The organism is Bacillus sp. KS1 (genome assembly GCF_020075515.1).
GTDB lineage: Bacteria > Bacillota > Bacilli > Bacillales > Bacillaceae > Bacillus > Bacillus velezensis.
The window spans coordinates 105,817-121,004 of the sequence record NZ_JACAWW010000019.1 but is presented as its reverse complement, the minus strand read 5'-3'; the positions used below and the strand labels follow the sequence as shown (position 1 = coordinate 121,004).

At 45.8% G+C, this 15,188-nt stretch carries 13 protein-coding genes; 5 read left to right on the top strand and 8 right to left on the bottom strand.

Annotated elements, in window-relative coordinates; genetic code table 11:
- Nucleotides 1-18: 18 nt before the first annotated feature.
- The 4 genes from mbcS to HWY38_RS14285 form a co-directional block, all read right to left on the bottom strand.
- On the bottom strand, nucleotides 19-1,605 hold the full coding sequence (gene mbcS, locus HWY38_RS14300) for an acyl-CoA synthetase MbcS (RefSeq protein ID WP_012118182.1): 1,587 nt from the start codon (nucleotides 1,603-1,605) through the stop codon (nucleotides 19-21).
- A 148-nt stretch (nucleotides 1,606-1,753) separates the two neighbouring features.
- Nucleotides 1,754-1,975, bottom strand: a complete 222-nt coding sequence (locus HWY38_RS14295; protein ID WP_007408043.1) for an alpha/beta-type small acid-soluble spore protein — start codon at nucleotides 1,973-1,975, stop codon at nucleotides 1,754-1,756.
- An 80-nt stretch (nucleotides 1,976-2,055) separates the two neighbouring features.
- Nucleotides 2,056-3,261, bottom strand: coding sequence for a tRNA uracil 4-sulfurtransferase ThiI (gene thiI, locus HWY38_RS14290; RefSeq protein ID WP_015418002.1), 1,206 nt, complete (start codon nucleotides 3,259-3,261; stop codon nucleotides 2,056-2,058).
- A 3-nt stretch (nucleotides 3,262-3,264) separates the two neighbouring features.
- On the bottom strand, nucleotides 3,265-4,410 hold the full coding sequence (locus tag HWY38_RS14285) for a cysteine desulfurase family protein (RefSeq protein WP_224182086.1): 1,146 nt from the start codon (nucleotides 4,408-4,410) through the stop codon (nucleotides 3,265-3,267).
- A gap of 192 nt (nucleotides 4,411-4,602) precedes the next feature.
- Here HWY38_RS14285 and brnQ point away from each other — a divergent pair, with 192 nt between their 5' ends.
- On the top strand, nucleotides 4,603-5,943 hold the full coding sequence (brnQ, locus tag HWY38_RS14280) for a branched-chain amino acid transport system II carrier protein (RefSeq protein WP_045208494.1): 1,341 nt from the start codon (nucleotides 4,603-4,605) through the stop codon (nucleotides 5,941-5,943).
- A gap of 113 nt (nucleotides 5,944-6,056) precedes the next feature.
- On the opposite strand, the gene ezrA is transcribed toward brnQ, so the two are convergent.
- The gene (ezrA, locus tag HWY38_RS14275) at nucleotides 6,057-7,748 is read right to left on the bottom strand and encodes a septation ring formation regulator EzrA (protein ID WP_224182085.1); all 1,692 of its coding nucleotides are present in this window, start codon (nucleotides 7,746-7,748) and stop codon (nucleotides 6,057-6,059) included.
- 195 nt (nucleotides 7,749-7,943) lie between these two features.
- On the opposite strand from ezrA, the gene hisJ reads away from it, so the two are divergent.
- Nucleotides 7,944-8,756, top strand: a complete 813-nt coding sequence (gene hisJ, locus HWY38_RS14270) for a histidinol-phosphatase HisJ (protein ID WP_224182084.1) — start codon at nucleotides 7,944-7,946, stop codon at nucleotides 8,754-8,756.
- On the opposite strand, the gene refZ is transcribed toward hisJ, so the two are convergent.
- Nucleotides 8,746-9,369, bottom strand: coding sequence for a forespore capture DNA-binding protein RefZ (refZ, locus tag HWY38_RS14265; protein WP_007408038.1), 624 nt, complete (start codon nucleotides 9,367-9,369; stop codon nucleotides 8,746-8,748). The two genes, hisJ and refZ, sit on opposite strands and share 11 nt — an antisense overlap.
- A 125-nt stretch (nucleotides 9,370-9,494) precedes the next feature.
- Here refZ and HWY38_RS14260 point away from each other — a divergent pair, with 125 nt between their 5' ends.
- Entirely contained in the window at nucleotides 9,495-9,977 is a 483-nt protein-coding gene (locus tag HWY38_RS14260; RefSeq protein WP_007408037.1) for a GAF domain-containing protein, read from the top strand.
- Nucleotides 9,978-10,011: 34 nt separating this feature from the next.
- Here HWY38_RS14260 and HWY38_RS14255 read toward each other — a convergent pair whose 3' ends face one another.
- The gene (locus HWY38_RS14255; RefSeq protein ID WP_224182083.1) at nucleotides 10,012-11,760 is read right to left on the bottom strand and encodes a sensor domain-containing diguanylate cyclase; all 1,749 of its coding nucleotides are present in this window, start codon (nucleotides 11,758-11,760) and stop codon (nucleotides 10,012-10,014) included.
- A 290-nt stretch (nucleotides 11,761-12,050) separates the two neighbouring features.
- On the opposite strand from HWY38_RS14255, the gene rpsD reads away from it, so the two are divergent.
- Together rpsD and HWY38_RS14245 are read left to right on the top strand one after the other, a co-directional pair.
- The gene (gene rpsD / locus HWY38_RS14250; RefSeq protein WP_003152406.1) at nucleotides 12,051-12,653 is read left to right on the top strand and encodes a 30S ribosomal protein S4; all 603 of its coding nucleotides are present in this window, start codon (nucleotides 12,051-12,053) and stop codon (nucleotides 12,651-12,653) included.
- A gap of 358 nt (nucleotides 12,654-13,011) precedes the next feature.
- Nucleotides 13,012-14,382 (top strand): aldehyde dehydrogenase, encoded by a 1,371-nt coding sequence (locus HWY38_RS14245; RefSeq protein ID WP_224182082.1) that lies wholly within the window; start codon nucleotides 13,012-13,014, stop codon nucleotides 14,380-14,382.
- 137 nt (nucleotides 14,383-14,519) lie between these two features.
- On the opposite strand, the gene HWY38_RS14240 is transcribed toward HWY38_RS14245, so the two are convergent.
- Nucleotides 14,520-15,077, bottom strand: coding sequence for an SMI1/KNR4 family protein (locus HWY38_RS14240; RefSeq protein WP_224182081.1), 558 nt, complete (start codon nucleotides 15,075-15,077; stop codon nucleotides 14,520-14,522).
- Nucleotides 15,078-15,188: the final 111 nt, after the last annotated feature.

Sequence of the window (15,188 nt, the reverse complement as noted above, 5' to 3'; positions counted from 1 at the left end):
CTCACCCTTTATCCTGTATTATGCTTTTTTATCAGCCTTCAGCCGTTCTTCACGCTGTCTCAGCTCCACACGTCTGATTTTTGCGGACGCCGTTTTCGGCAGGCTTTCGACAAACTCAATTTCTCTCGGATATTTGTAAGGCGCCGTAATCGTTTTTACGTGGTTTTGCAGTTCCTTGACAAGTTCGTCACTGCGCTTTTCATCGTCTTGTAAAACGACATAAGCTTTTACGATTGAACCTCTGATTTCATCCGGGCTCGCCACGACGGCACATTCTTTCACTTCCGGATGCTTCACGAGCGCGTCCTCTACTTCAAAAGGCCCGATTGTATATCCGGAGCTGACGATGATGTCATCATTGCGGCTCTCAAACCAAAAGTAGCCGTCCTCGTCTTTTTTCGCGCGGTCTCCTGTAAGAAAGTAATCTCCGCGAATCTGCTTTTTCGTTCTTTCAGGATCTTTGTAATATTCCTTGAATAAAGCCGGTGTGCTCAAATGCACGGCGATATCGCCTGTTTCGCCAGTTTCGCATATTTCGCCTTTATCGTTTATAATCTCTACTTGATTTCCAGGGGTCGGTTTGCCCATGCTTCCCGGCTTAATATCCATGTCCTTCAGGACGCCGACTAACAGGGTGCTCTCCGTTTGGCCGTATCCGTCCCTCACTTTAATGCCGAAATGCTTCCGGAATACGTCAATGACTTCCCGGTTTAATGGCTCACCCGCAGAAACTGCGCTGTGAAGGGCAGAAAGATCATATTTGTCCAACTCCTCCACTTTTGCCATCAGGCGGTATTCCGTCGGGGTACAGCAGAAGACATTTACTTGATGGCGCTCCAGCAGCTCTAAATACGTCTTGGCGTTGAATCTGCCGTGATAAATGACTCCTGTCGCGCCGCTTCCCAGAATTGCGAGCAGCGGGCTCCACACCCATTTCTGCCAGCCGGGCGCCGCGGTGGCCCACACTGTATCGTCTTCAGAAATATCCAGCCATGCACCGGCTGATGTTTTTAAATGGGCAAAGGCCCAGCCGTGTGTATGTACAACGCCTTTAGGCTGGCCGGTCGTGCCTGAAGTATAGGACAAAAACGCCATGTCTTCTCTTGTTGTATCAGCTGTTTGAAAACTGTCTCCGTCCGCTTCAATCGTTAGGAGGTTTTTCCAGCCGACATTATTTTCACCGATTGACAATGTCACCAGCTGCTCGGTATTCACCTCGTCAAACGCGTTTATAAATGAAGGATAAACGATAGCGCCTTTCACTTCGGCGTGTTTGATCCGGTATTCAAGGTCTTTGGCGCGCAGCATTTCCGAGCAAGGAATGACGACCATCCCCGCTTTTAAGATCGCTAAATAAACGGCATACGCTTCAAGCACTCTCGGAACCATGACAATCAGCTTATCGCCTTTTTCAAATCCGAGACCTTTCAGACGGGCTCCGATTTTATTCGTTTCTTCCATCAATTTTTCATACGTCCAGACTTTCTTGCCGCCTGTTTGATCTTCCCAAATAAGCGCGTTCTTCTCTTTGGAACGGCTGAACTTTTCGATTTCATTTACAAGGTTATAGTTCTTTGGGGCGATTAAATCTTCTCGTTTTAACACGAACAACTCCTCACTTTCTTTCCCCATTATACATAAACATAGGCCATTACAATAAAAATATGCATAAATTGCTTCCCGCCTTCTATCTATACTCATGAAAAAAGAGCGGGGAATTCCCCGCTCTCTTAGCCATTATGTGAAGTTGTGATTAAAACTGCTGCTGGCTGCTTCCGCCCATGCTTTGCTGAGCAAAAGAGACAAGACGTTTTGTGATTTCTCCACCGACAGAACCGTTAGCGCGAGAAGTTGTTTCCGGTCCAAGGTTTACACCGAATTCAGAAGCGATTTCATACTTCATTTGGTCGATAGCTTGAGCAGCGCCTGGCACTAAAAGCTGGTTGCTGTTTCCGCTGTTTGATTGTTGTGACATGTGTATCACCTCCTTGTGAGTATAGAATGTGATAAAACGCATGTCTTCATTCAAAAAAACTTTGGTAATTGTATACAGTTTTAAAACAGGCCGGCAAACTTATCGTGAGCTTCCTGCTCTGAGTAAACAGTGATGGTTTCGATGCCGGCAGCGGCCTCTGCAATCAGCGGTTCAAAATCAACGAAGCTTTCGAAGTGCTCGATTTTTTCTTTTTTCGGGCGTGTTTTCGGACTTGGCGGCGTAAAGATGGTGCAGCAGTCCTCAAACGGCTGAATGCTTGTTTCATACGTACCGATTTCTTTTGATTTCTCGATGATTTCTGTTTTGTCCATTCCGATTAAAGGGCGCAAAACCGGCGTTGCCGTCACGGCATTGATCGCATACATGCTTTCAAGCGTCTGGCTCGCTACCTGCCCGAGGCTTTCTCCCGTAATGATCGCGAGCGCTTTCCGTTCTTCTCTGATTCTGTCCGCGATTTGCAGCATAAGACGCCGCGTCGCCGTCATCGTATAGTTCTCCGGGATTTGTTTTTGGATGAGTTCCTGCGTCTTTGTAAACGGCACGATATGAAGCGTCATACTGCCGCCGAACTTTGCGAGGCATCCCGCGAGATCCATGACTTTCTGCTTTGCCCGTTCACTCGTATACGGCGGACTGAAGAAATGTACGGCTTCAACTGATAATCCCCGTTTCATCGCGTAAAAACCGGCGACCGGACTGTCAAAACCGCCGGAAAGCATCAGCATCGCTTTACCCGCAGAACCGACAGGAAGGCCTCCGGCGCCTTTTTCGTTACGAATAGTCAGGAATGTCGCTTCCTCCCTGATTTCAATCCGAAGCGGAATATCGGGATGTTTCACATCGACGGTTAATCCATCCGTGTTTTTCAAAATATGGCCGCCGATTTCAGCGTTCATCGCATTCGTATCTAATTCAAACTGTTTGTAAGCCCGTTTGGTCTCGACCTTAAACGTATTCCCCGGTTTATATTCGCCTTCTATCGCGGCTAAAGCCGTTTTTTTAATGTCTTCCAGCTTGCTTTCGCATTTAATTGCGAGACTAAAGCTTTGAATGCCGAATATATTCTTTAATAAGGAACAAATTTCCTCCGGGTTTTCTCCATTAAGTGTAATTGACATCCGGTCCCGGTTTGAAAAGTATTTTACTTTTTTATAATCCTTTAATACCAGGCGGATATTCTGTTTTAATCTTTCAATAAAACTGCGTCTGTTTTTTCCTTTTGTGGATATTTCACCAAAACGGATTAAAATATGATCGTAATTCATATGCTACCTCATCATTTTTTTTAGTTTTTGAACAGCCGGCGCCAGCGCGGCCATAAACGGCTCTGTGATGTCAGCCGTATGGCTGAAGTTCAGGCTGACTCTGATGCTGCTTGATGCAATCTGTTCGCCTTTATTCATTTGCAGAAGAACACGGCTCGGTTTGTGCTCTCTTGCCGAACATGCCGCGGTTGTGGAGACATATATTCCTTTTTCCTCAAGCATGTGCAGCAGCACTTCCGCCTTCACGCCCGGAACGGAAAAATTAATGATATGCGGCGCGCTGTTTTCAGCGGGGGTGTTGATGACGACCCCGTCCGTCCCGCTCAGCCTTTCCATGAGCGCATTCTTGGCAGCCTCCACGGAAGAAAGCCGCTCATTCATGTCACGTGCGGAAAGGTTGATCGCTTTGGCAAGGGCAACGGCGCCTGCCGTGTGTTCCGTTCCGGCGCGGACGCCTTTTTGCTGCGAGCCGCCCGTTATAAGCGGAATGAGCCGCGTTCCTTTTTTGACGATAAGCGCTCCGGTTCCTTTTAAGCCGTGAAACTTATGCCCTGAAACGGTGCAAAGGTCAATGCCCGCTTCTTCTATAGACAGAGGAACTTTATGAATGCCCTGCACATGATCAACATGAAACAGAATATTCCGGTGCTGCTTCAAAAACCCGCCGATTTCCTTTACGGGCTGAATGGAGCCGACTTCGTTATTGACATGCATGACGCTGACGATTATCGTATCCGGCCTGATAGCCGATTTGACGTCTTTCAAAGAAACGAAACCGTTTTGATCGGCCGGAAGATATGTGACTTCAAAGCCAAACAACTCTGTCAGCTGATCAAGCGTCTCCGTCACAGAAGGATGCTCAATCGCCGAAGCAATGATATGTCTTCCTTTACTCATGTTTGCCCAGGCTGCTCCCTTTAACGCCGCGTTATTCGCTTCAGTCGCGCCTGATGTAAATACAATATCATAATTTTTTAAACGCAAGGTTTTTTTTATTTGCTGAGCGGCCGCTTCAAGGAGCTGTTCCGTCTCAGTTCCTAACTGGTGCAGGGACGAAGGATTGCCGAAATAACGGCTGCTCGTCTGTTTATACACTTCCAAAACCTCTTCATACGGCTCGGTCGTTGAGCTGTTGTCTAAATATATCATTTTTTTACTCCTTTAATGAAAACGGTACATCGTATGATATTTATGCTACCATAACAAAAGTAAATATAAATTCGCAATAAATCGAGTATTGACTTCTCTGTACATTGCCATATAATAAGTAATGTTCGTTTTGTTATATTATCTGACAATTAATTGACAGAATATTTCAACATAGTATTTAGGAGGATTTTTATGAAACACTCACTACCTGTCAAAGATACCGTTATTATCGGTTTCATGCTTTTCGCACTTTTTTTCGGGGCAGGAAATATGATATATCCGCCGGAGCTCGGGCAAGCTGCGGGGCATAATGTCTGGAAAGCGATGGGCGGTTTCTTACTGACCGGCGTAGGTCTGCCGCTTTTGGGTATTATCGCCATCGCATTAACGGGCAAAGACGCAAAAGGGCTTGCCGATAAAGCTCATCCGGTATTCGGGACTATTTTCACCGTTGTGCTTTATTTATCAATCGGGCCGCTTTTCGCGATTCCGAGAACCGGAACCGTTTCATATGAAATCGGTGCAGTTCCGTTTTTAAGCGGCATTCCGGAAAGATTATCTTTATTTGTTTTCACGTTGATCTTTTTTGCTATTACGTATTATTTAGCTCTTAATCCTTCCAAAATCGTTGACAGAGTCGGAAAGATTTTGACTCCTATTAAATTCGGTATTATTTTAATCATCGTCGTAAAAGCCATTGTCACTCCGATGGGCGGACTGGGCGCCGTACATCAGGCATATTCCGGAACGCCGGTGTTCAAAGGATTTTTGGAAGGCTATAAAACAATGGACGCGCTCGCCTCAATCGTCTTCGGCGTCGTTGTCGTCAACGCTGTTAAAAGCAGGGGCGTCACCCAGCGTAAAGCGCTCGCGGCCGCTTGTATTAAAGCGGGTCTTATAGCTGCGGCAGGTTTGACATTCATTTATTTATCTTTGGCCTATTTGGGAGCGACAAGCACGGACGCTGTGGGGCCGCTCGGCGAAGGCGCAAAGATTTTATCAGCTTCATCCGATTACCTGTTCGGTTCACTGGGAAACATCGTTCTCGGCTCTGCCATCACCGTTGCGTGTTTAACGACAAGCATCGGGCTTGTCACATCTTGCGGCGAATATTTTTCAAAATTGATTCCCGCTTTATCATACAAAATGGTGGTTACGATTGTCACGCTGTTCAGTCTGGCGATTTCAAATTTCGGACTTGCTGAGATTATTGCATTTTCAGTTCCTATTTTATCAGCGATTTACCCGCTGGCGATTGTCATTATCGTCCTTTCCTTTATTGATAAAATCTTTAAGGAAAGACGGGAAGTCTATATCGCCTGCCTGATCGGAACGGGGCTGTTCAGTATCTTGGACGGTTTGAAGGCAGCAGGCATTCCGCTCGGATCATTAGATTCATTCTTAAACGCAAATCTTCCGCTTTACAGCATGGGAATCGGCTGGGTGCTTCCGGGCATTGCCGGAGCGATCATCGGCTGCATCATCACGTTTTTTACCAGCCCGCCCATCGAATTAAATAAAGCAAAATCGTAACATTCAGCGCTTGCGGCTTGACGTATATCAGCCGCAGGCGCTTTTTATATTCCGTGAGAAACTAAAAAACTGCACCTCTGATTTCCATCAGGGTGCAGTTTTTGCTTGTGCGTCTATGAAGCAGATTGATCAGCTTTAATTTTTTTCACGGCGCCGGGAGCTGCTTTTTCAACAGCATCTGCCGCCATCTCATAAGCTTCATTATAGCTGTAAGCGTAAAACAGCCGTTCCGCTTCTTTCAGCTGTTCGGATAAAATATGATTCTGGCTTCGGAAGCGGTTGCCGTACTGGATGATCCGCTCAATCAGCTTCACCTGAATCACAAGATCTTCCGCCTCTTCGCTGACTTCCTCAACTGCCTTTTCGGCTTCAGCCAGATGTTTGGAGGCTTCCTCCATGTTCAGCGGCAGCTCTTCCAATTGGCTGACGGTTTCTTCTATATGATGATTTGCCGTCTCGAGCTTGTCCTTGACTTGTTCAGGAATTCCCGGCACGTTGCTTTTTTGCAGCATTCGAGCCGTGTCAGAAATGGTTTTCCGAAGATGCATCAGCGTTTCCCGCGCCTGCAGTTCTTCTTTTCTGAGCGCCTGCAGATTTTCACGGTATTCGGCATGTTCTTTCTGAGCCTCTTCCATCTGCTTTTCGATGGCCTCGACTTCTTCAATCAACAGAGAGTAAGCGACATGCTCACCATCAAGCTTTTCTCTCGCCTGCTCAAGGAGCCGGCCGATCGTTTCCAGCTGTTTTTCGAAGGCATGCTGTCTGCCGATTTCACCCGCCGTCAGCTGATAGCTTTCCTTGACGAGCTCCGTTTCGGTTTTTGTGCGGTCTTTTTCTTCCTCAAGCTTCTCATACGCGATGATCAGCTCAGGCATTTTGCTTAATACGGACTGTCCGGCTTCCACTTCGCCTTCCAGCTGGTCATACATCGATTGAATGGTTTCATCAATCAGCTGAAGAATGGCGGACGCTTCGTCGACATCCAATTCTTCCAAAAGCGAGTTTTCGGCCCGTTTCAATTGATTTGTGAGTGTATCCAGCTCTTTTTCGATTTGAATATGCTCCAATTTGTAGCCTTTTTCCGTCATTTCCCGGTAGCCGTCTTTCAGCTTGGCAATTTGGTTCGGCACGGTCTGTTTACAGTCCGCAAGCAGTTTCGGAACGTCATCTATGTATGTCTGAAGCTGATCCAGTCTGCGGTCCTGTTCAAGCAGCACTTTTCTCGCTTTGATGTAATTGCCGCTTTCCGTCTCTTCTTCGAACTCTTTTATGCCGCTCCATATTTCGTCGAGATCCGTCTCCAGGCTGTTATAAAGCTCTCCGTAGAGATGGCTGTACGCCAGAAGGTTTTTTCGCGCTTTTGAATACCGCTCACGCACCTGTTCAATCTCTCCGCGGCTTTTTTCCTCGCTCGTCACAAGGTCGCTGATCTCACGCAGTATGCCTTCTATATTTGATTCGGCTGCAGTGAGAAGGTCGTCGATGTGGACAAGCACCTGATTCGCTTTTTTAAACCGGTATTTGTCGGCGTTCTCTTCGGCATCATAAAGGAGCTCTTCTACTTTCGGCAGATGGGCTGTGACAATTTCATCCCACTCTTCGCGCCATCTTTCAAAGAACTCTTCCGTCTCTCCGGTCATTTTCAGATGTTTGATCTTGGACATTTCTTCCACTATCGAACGGTTTAAAATTTCAATCTTCCATGACTCCAGCCGGTCAATTTCCGTATAAATTTTTTTTCTGAAAAAGTAGCCCGCCGCAAAGAGCGCGAGCAGTATAACCAATAATCCGATGACTAACTCCATAATGAGCCCCCTTGTTGTTCTCTTAATCTGTCAGGGTGTTTTATGTATTCAGAAAGATTTCAATATATGTATTGAGAAAATCTGTCGTTTTCATTGTTATTATGATACCATGTAACCAACATTTTTTGACCAGAAATCAAAAACTTTTTGCATAATTTCGGCAGGATTCTGCAATTTTTTAATGGAGTGACACAAATGGAAAAACGAGACGCTCATATCCACACGCCTTTTTGCCCTCACGGCTCGAAGGATGCGCTGAAACAATATGTGGAAAAGGCCCTGGAAAGAGGCTTTGACTCGATCACATTTACAGAGCACGCCCCCCTTCCTCCGTCATTTCAAGATCCCGTACCGCTTCAGGACAGCGCGATGGATCTCAGACAGATGGAGGTTTATTTGGAGCGGCTGTCAAACCTGAAAAAGGAATACGATGGACAAATCAGCATTCTGACCGGGCTGGAAACCGATTTTATCACAGGGTATGAAGAGGAAACCGCTGCGTTTCTGAACACGTACGGCCCCTCACTGGATGACGGCATTTTATCCGTTCATTTTTTGAGGACCGGTCCGTCTTATATATGCCTGGATTTTGACGAGCACGCCTTTCAGCAGCTTGCCGACCGCTTCGGAAGCGTTGAAGCCGTATATGAACAATACTATGAAACTGTGTATTCTTCCATTGTAACACCGCTCGGCCCCTTTAAGCCAAAACGGGTCGGCCATATCACGCTCGTCAAAAAATTCGCGCGCCTTTTCCCTTACAGCATGTCACCTCAAATAAGAGAGCTTGCGGCCCGCTGTCTTGACGCCGTGAAAGAACACGGAATGGAGCTGGATGTGAATACATCCGGGCTCAGAAAGAAATTTGCCGGGGAAGTATACATGGAGGATTGGATGGCTGAGACGGCGAAGCAAAAAAAAATCCCGCTCATATTCGGGTCGGACGCCCATCAAGCGGAAGATGTCGGCAGTTCCTACGAAACGTACAAAAGCATCATTACTTCATAAGCGCCGCATCAGGCCGTCGGAACACGCTTTCGATCCAGATCTTCACCTCTTCAAAATACCTTTTATAAAAGTACGGTTCATGAGGCTGCATATAGAGCACCTCCGTAATGTATTGGGGCTGAAGATACGGCATCATCAAGAGGGATTTCAATTGCAGAATAAAATGCGGCACGGGCAGCGTCAGCCGTCTGTGGCGTGACTGCCCTTCTTCAATCACCAGCTGGAAAATATATTTTTCTTTCATTAAGTAAGTAGACATAATTTCCCTGATCAGCACGGAATCAATCGTCACTTCCCGGTACACAAACCGCGTTAATTGACGGTTATCGTGCTGATAGGATAAAATATCGAAAATCACCCGCAGGATGCGTTCCTGCGCGTCTTCACCGTTCATACTGACGGCGGCTTTTTCCAGCGCTTCAGTATAGCCTTCGTAAAACTCGGAAACTAAATGTTCCATTAATCCGCCTTTCCCTTTAAAATAGTAGGAGATGTGCGCAACATTTACATCAGCTGACTTTGCGATTTCACGGACGGACGTGCCGGAATAACCTTTTTGGTTAAACAGCTGGACAGCGGCGTTAATAATTTTGTCTTTGGTGCTTACTTTCATACGGCTCACCCCTTTATGTGTAACAATTCAAGCAGAAAGGCGCCGTTCCTGTAAGAACTTCTCGACAAATGCCGGCAGAACGGCCGGAACTTTGTTTGATATTATAGAAAAAGTGAGGGTTTTCCATGTTTCATGTCGAAAAACAATCCGGAGATAAAGAAAAAAGTTATCAGCTTCTGCTTAAACAGCTCGAAGCCATGACAGAAGATGAAACGGATGCGATCGCAAATTACGCGAATGCGTCAGCGCTTTTATACCATTCATTACATGAAGTCAACTGGGCGGGGTTTTACTTCGCTAAAGAGGGCGAGCTCGTGCTCGGACCGTTTCAAGGACTTCCTGCCTGTGTGCGCATTCCGTTCGGCAGAGGCGTATGCGGCACTGCCTACTCTAATGGCGACGTGCAGCGGATTGCCGATGTGAATGCGTTCCCGGGACATATCGCCTGTGACGCGGCTTCCCAGTCAGAAATTGTCCTCCCGATCCGCGTAAACGGTGAAGTGATCGGTGTGCTGGACATTGACAGCCCCGTGAAAAACCGTTTTGATGAAACGGACGAAACCTATTTAGCAAAGTTTGTTGAAACGCTTGAAAAACGATTAGGATAAAAAAAGGAGCCCGGCCGGCAGGCCGGCTCCTTTTTTATGTCGTCGTACTGTTTTGATGGATGATCAGCCGGTTTTTGCCGTTCCGTTTGGCGATATAAAGCGCCTCATCCGCTTGCTGAACGAGCAATTTCAACGGCATCGGGCTGGTCTTTGACCAGCAGGAAACGCCGCAGGAAATCGTCACGCGCGGCTCGGTGTTTTCCCGGATGGCGTGAACCAGCCTTTTAGCGATGCGTTCTCCGGATGACACGTTGATATTCGGCAGATACACAGCCAGCTCCTCGCCCCCCCACCTCGCAGCGACATCATGCTCACGAATATGGTTCTTCATAACGGAGGCCACCTGAATCAGGATCGAATCTCCCGTTTGATGACCGTATGTATCATTAATATTTTTGAAATTATCGATATCAACGAGGATGAATACACCCCGTTTATGAATTTTCATGCTGTATTGAATTTTCTCATCCAAATAGGTTCTTGAATACAGCTCCGTCAGCTGGTCTGTCTGAACAAGATGCTCAAGCCTGTCGCGCAGCATGGAGTTCGTAACCGCCAATGTCGCATGGTGAATGAGCGCTTGAAAAAGCTTATACATTTCAAACGTAAAAGCATACAAATCCTTTTTCAATAAAATCGCGAACCCGAAGACGGTGTCATTTTCGATCATCGGCACCGCCATCAGCGAGCCGAAACCGTTTTCGCCGAATACAGTCTTTCCGCTGCCGATAAACACACTCTTTTCTCCCTCGAAGAGCTTTTCTTTCACAATGCTGATATAGGGGTTCGCACGTTCTGTCTTAAAAAAAGCGGTATGTCCCGGAAGCAGATTTTGCGTCTCAAAATGATCAATATGAAAAAAAGCCACTTCTTCCGCATGAAACGATTGGGTCATAATGGCGGCGAGCTCCCGCATCGTATCAGTGAGTCTGAGGCGCTGATTCAGCTGGCGCGATGTTTCATTAATGAGCTCCAGATTCGCAATGCTTTTTTTCGATTGCTCATAGAGCTGCGCATTTTCAAATGCTTTTCCCGCTGCGCCCGCAAGCAGCAGCATTTCACTGAGAGTACTGCACGAAAGAACGGCATCCTGCAGCCCCTCCGTCTTCAGAACCCCGTAAGTCCCCTGCTGGCCTTTGATCGGCAGATAAGCAGATGACCTGCCTTTTCTGAGCAGTCTCCCCGATAAATAAACCTTCTGGGCAGACGGATCGGCATCTTTTCCGTCCATATGTAATTCTTTTGCGGGAAGCTGTCTGTCCGTATCCTGATCCTGCGTGATAAACAGTGAAAAACGGAAAGACCGGAAAGCCGTACTCAAACTTGCCTGCAGTTTTTCCAAAACCTCATTTTGGTCCAAAAGCGAATGGAACATTTCTGTCATTCTGTGAATTTTCCGCTGATGCTTCGTTTTGTCAAACAGTCCGCTTTGTCTCACAGATTGATTAATAAACTGAGTAACGATCTCAGGCAATGATTCCGGGATCGGCAGCCCGCCTTCCGAGCGCAGATAAAAGGATCTGCCGGACGTCTGATTCCTGATCATAAAACGGCCGTCACTCTCTTTCAGCGGAGCATAATGCGGTTCATCTTCTGTTTTTATGGTGAAACGTGTTGATTCTGCCGGTGAAAGGGTCAATGAAAGAGATGTAAAGCAGGATTCTAGAGCTGAGGCCAGCCATAACAGCGAGTCGGATAATGAGACGGATTCAGATTTCGTTAAGAAAAAAGAAAGCATTTTCTGATGAAAGCCCGTCACTTCATCAATTGTTTGTTTTTTCATTTTTATCACCTAAACATGTACTACTCATTTTTGTACATTATATCATAAACCGGCACTCTTCATGGAGAAATGGTTGACGGCGGCGGAGAAAAATCATATAATGTTCTTTGTGTGAAATATTGCAGCCTTTTTGTTCAGCTTCTGTGTTTGCATTTTGTTCCTTAGCTGTAAGGTGTATCGTGTAACTCTCTGCTGCTGGAGCGAGGATACATGAAAACAAAATGTGCACGGTCGGATCGAACAGACGGTTTTTATTTTCCACAAAATAAAACCAAAGGAGGAGTCACATTATGGCTCGCTATACAGGTCCATCTTGGAAACTGTCTCGCCGTTTAGGAATCTCTCTTAGCGGTACAGGTAAAGAATTAGAAAAACGCCCTTACGCACCAGGTCCCCACGGTCCGGGACAGCGTAAAAAACTATCAGAATACGGTTTGCAATTGCAAGAAAAGCAAAAACTTCGTCACATGTACGGTGTAAACGAACGTCAATTCCGCACATTGTTTGACAAAGCTGCAAAAATGACTGGTAAACACGGCGAAAACTTCATGATTCTTTTAGATGCACGTCTTGATAACGTTGTGTACAAGCTCGGTCTTGCGCGCACTCGCCGTCAAGCTCGCCAATTAGTTAACCACGGTCACATCCTTGTTGACGGAAGCCGCGTTGACATTCCGTCTTACCAAGTAAAACCTGGTCAAACAATCGGTGTTCGCGAAAAATCAAGAAACCTTTCTATCATCAAAGAATCTGTAGAAGTAAACAACTTCGTTCCTGAGTACCTTACTTTCGACGCTGAAAAGCTTGAAGGTACATTCACTCGTCTTCCAGAGCGCTCTGAGCTTGCTCCGGAAATTAACGAAGCGCTTATCGTTGAGTTCTACTCCCGTTAAGTAAAACGCTCTTTAAAGAGCATTGGATTAAACCCTAGAAACGTTGTTATATCAACATTTCTAGGGTTTTTCTTTTGGGCTGTCAGAATGGTGGACAGATGCTCCCTCTCTTTATTAAAAAAAGCCCCGGACAGGGACTTTTTTTATGTGCCAACCGGCTTTTCAGCTACATGTACATTAGAAAACCCCATAATGCCTGCAACAGATAATGCCGCAAAAAGAATTCTCTTTTTCATCAAATTCCTGCCGAAACGCAGAAATGAGTTTGTTATTTTTTCTGACTCACCTTAATCATTTGACAGGCAGAAGCGATTTTTTACATAATGAATCATCATACCTTACAAAAAGGAGAGACGGAATGAACAGCATCCCCTCTATCGTCAGCAAGCACAAAGCCTATTTTGCGGCGGGGCATACGAGACCGCTAGAATCAAGGCTGAACATATTGCAAAAGTTGAAACAAGCCATCAAAACACAAGAAGCCGATATAGCAGCCGCTCTCTATCACGATCTCCACAAATCCGAACAGGAGGCGTACACGACAGAAATCGGAATTGTACTGGAGGAAATCAGTTTTGTGATGAAGCGGCTGGGAAAATGGGTCAAACCGAAGCGAGTCAAAACGCCTCTGACTCACCTGGGCTCGAAAAGCATGATTATCCCTGAGCCATATGGAACCGTTTTGGTGATTGCGCCTTGGAATTATCCCTTGCAGCTGGCGCTTTCACCCTTGATTGGAGCCATTGCGGCCGGAAACACAGTCGTTCTCAAACCGTCAGAATATACGCCTGCGGTTTCCGCTGTTCTTTCTAAACTTATCAGCAGCGTTTTTCCGAGTGATTATGTCGCTATGGCGGAGGGCGGGCCCGACGTCAGCACTGTTTTATTACAGCAGCCCTTTGACTATATTTTCTTCACAGGAAGCGTTGCCGTGGGAAAAATCGTTATGGAGGCCGCCTCCAAACAATTAATTCCCGTTACCTTGGAGCTCGGCGGCAAAAGTCCCTGCATTGTCCATAAGGATGCTGATATACAGCTTGCCGCCAAACGCATCGTCTTCGGGAAATTTACAAATGCAGGGCAAACCTGCATCGCACCGGATTATTTATTTGTCCACCAAGATATCAAAACGAAGCTCACAGAAGAAATGAAGCGTACGATCAGTGAATTTTACGGCCCTCAGCCTGAACAAAATCCGCAGTACGGCAAAATCGTCAGTGAACGCCACTATCAGCGGCTGCTCAGCTTTCTGAATGATGGCGTCCCGCTTACAGGCGGACAATCTGATCCCGCTCATCATAAAATTGCGCCGACCATTCTCGAACAAGTGAGGGATGACTCTCCAGTGATGCAGGAGGAGATTTTCGGGCCGATTCTTCCGCTCTTTACATACCGTGATATCGGGGAAGTCATTGAGAAAGTCCAATCGCGCCCAAAGCCGCTCGCCCTGTATCTCTTCACAACAAACAAAGGAATCGAGCGAACTGTTTTAGAGAATCTGTCGTTTGGCGGCGGCTGTGTCAATGATACGTTAATGCATGTTGCGACACCGTATTTGCCATTCGGCGGCGTCGGGGAAAGCGGCATCGGCAGCTATCACGGATTTGACAGCTTTAACACGTTTACGCACAAAAAAAGCGTCGTCAAACAAACGAACCGCTTCGACTTCGCTTTCCGTTATCCTTCTTCCAAAAACGGGCTGCGAATGATTAGGAAAATACTTAAATAAAAAAGCGCAGAGTATCTGCGCTTTTTATAAATCCTCTATACACCAATTAATCGGTTCGTCTTCCAAATTAAACCTATTTTTAAAAGTTCAAATCGAAGTCTAATAGTAAAAATGGACCAACCCAACTGTAGGAAAGGTTAATCCTCATCACCCTGGTGAGTCCTATAATAATTTTCAGCAGTATAGATATTCCACTCCCAAAAATTTGCTCCTTGAGACAAAATATACCTATCTAAGAATATCTCAAAATTAAGTTGCATTGGTTCATACTCAATAAATCCGCGGAACCATAAATAGTTTGGATCTGTGGACATTTTGGTTTTGTTAATTAACAAATAACATCCGTCTAACAGATGTGCGACGGGAATAAACTGAGGCTCTAAAAAACCATTTTGCATATACTTTTCAATCTCTTCTACATTAAGAATATGCAACCCCCCACCTACATTCTCACCGTAAATCAACAAATCAAATATTCTGGCTCCGTTATGCAATTTTAAAAAGGTTTTATAATCTTCAGGAAGTGAGACTTTTATTTTCTTCTCAAAACTTTCAATCTCCAGATCTGTTGCACCTTTAAAGAAAATACATTCTGTTTCTAAAAGAGCTCCTTCATTCCCTAAAATTTTCAAGCGGCCTTTTTCATCAATTAATTCTTTTAGACCTTGGAGCGTTTTTTCAACAAAAACCGCCATTGAGCCACCTCTTACTTATTAATATTTATCCCACCAAGGATTTAATAGGTTTTGGTGCATATCACGAGGGAGAGGATACAAATTATTAAAATTATTCTTTCCCCCATACTT

Bases quoted from the DNA above. Each gene is read 5' to 3' on its own strand.
- HWY38_RS14295 (WP_007408043.1), bottom strand. From the start codon at position 1,975: ATGTCACAACAATCAAACAGCGGAAACAGCAACCAGCTTTTAGTGCCA.
- thiI (WP_015418002.1), bottom strand. From the start codon at position 3,261: ATGAATTACGATCATATTTTAATCCGTTTTGGTGAAATATCCACAAAA.
- HWY38_RS14285 (WP_224182086.1), bottom strand. From the start codon at position 4,410: ATGATATATTTAGACAACAGCTCAACGACCGAGCCGTATGAAGAGGTT.
- brnQ (WP_045208494.1), top strand. From the start codon at position 4,603: ATGAAACACTCACTACCTGTCAAAGATACCGTTATTATCGGTTTCATG.
- ezrA (WP_224182085.1), bottom strand. From the start codon at position 7,748: ATGGAGTTAGTCATCGGATTATTGGTTATACTGCTCGCGCTCTTTGCG.
- hisJ (WP_224182084.1), top strand. From the start codon at position 7,944: ATGGAAAAACGAGACGCTCATATCCACACGCCTTTTTGCCCTCACGGC.
- refZ (WP_007408038.1), bottom strand. From the start codon at position 9,369: ATGAAAGTAAGCACCAAAGACAAAATTATTAACGCCGCTGTCCAGCTG.
- HWY38_RS14260 (WP_007408037.1), top strand. From the start codon at position 9,495: ATGTTTCATGTCGAAAAACAATCCGGAGATAAAGAAAAAAGTTATCAG.
- HWY38_RS14255 (WP_224182083.1), bottom strand. From the start codon at position 11,760: ATGAAAAAACAAACAATTGATGAAGTGACGGGCTTTCATCAGAAAATG.
- rpsD (WP_003152406.1), top strand. From the start codon at position 12,051: ATGGCTCGCTATACAGGTCCATCTTGGAAACTGTCTCGCCGTTTAGGA.
- HWY38_RS14245 (WP_224182082.1), top strand. From the start codon at position 13,012: ATGAACAGCATCCCCTCTATCGTCAGCAAGCACAAAGCCTATTTTGCG.
- HWY38_RS14240 (WP_224182081.1), bottom strand. From the start codon at position 15,077: ATGGCGGTTTTTGTTGAAAAAACGCTCCAAGGTCTAAAAGAATTAATT.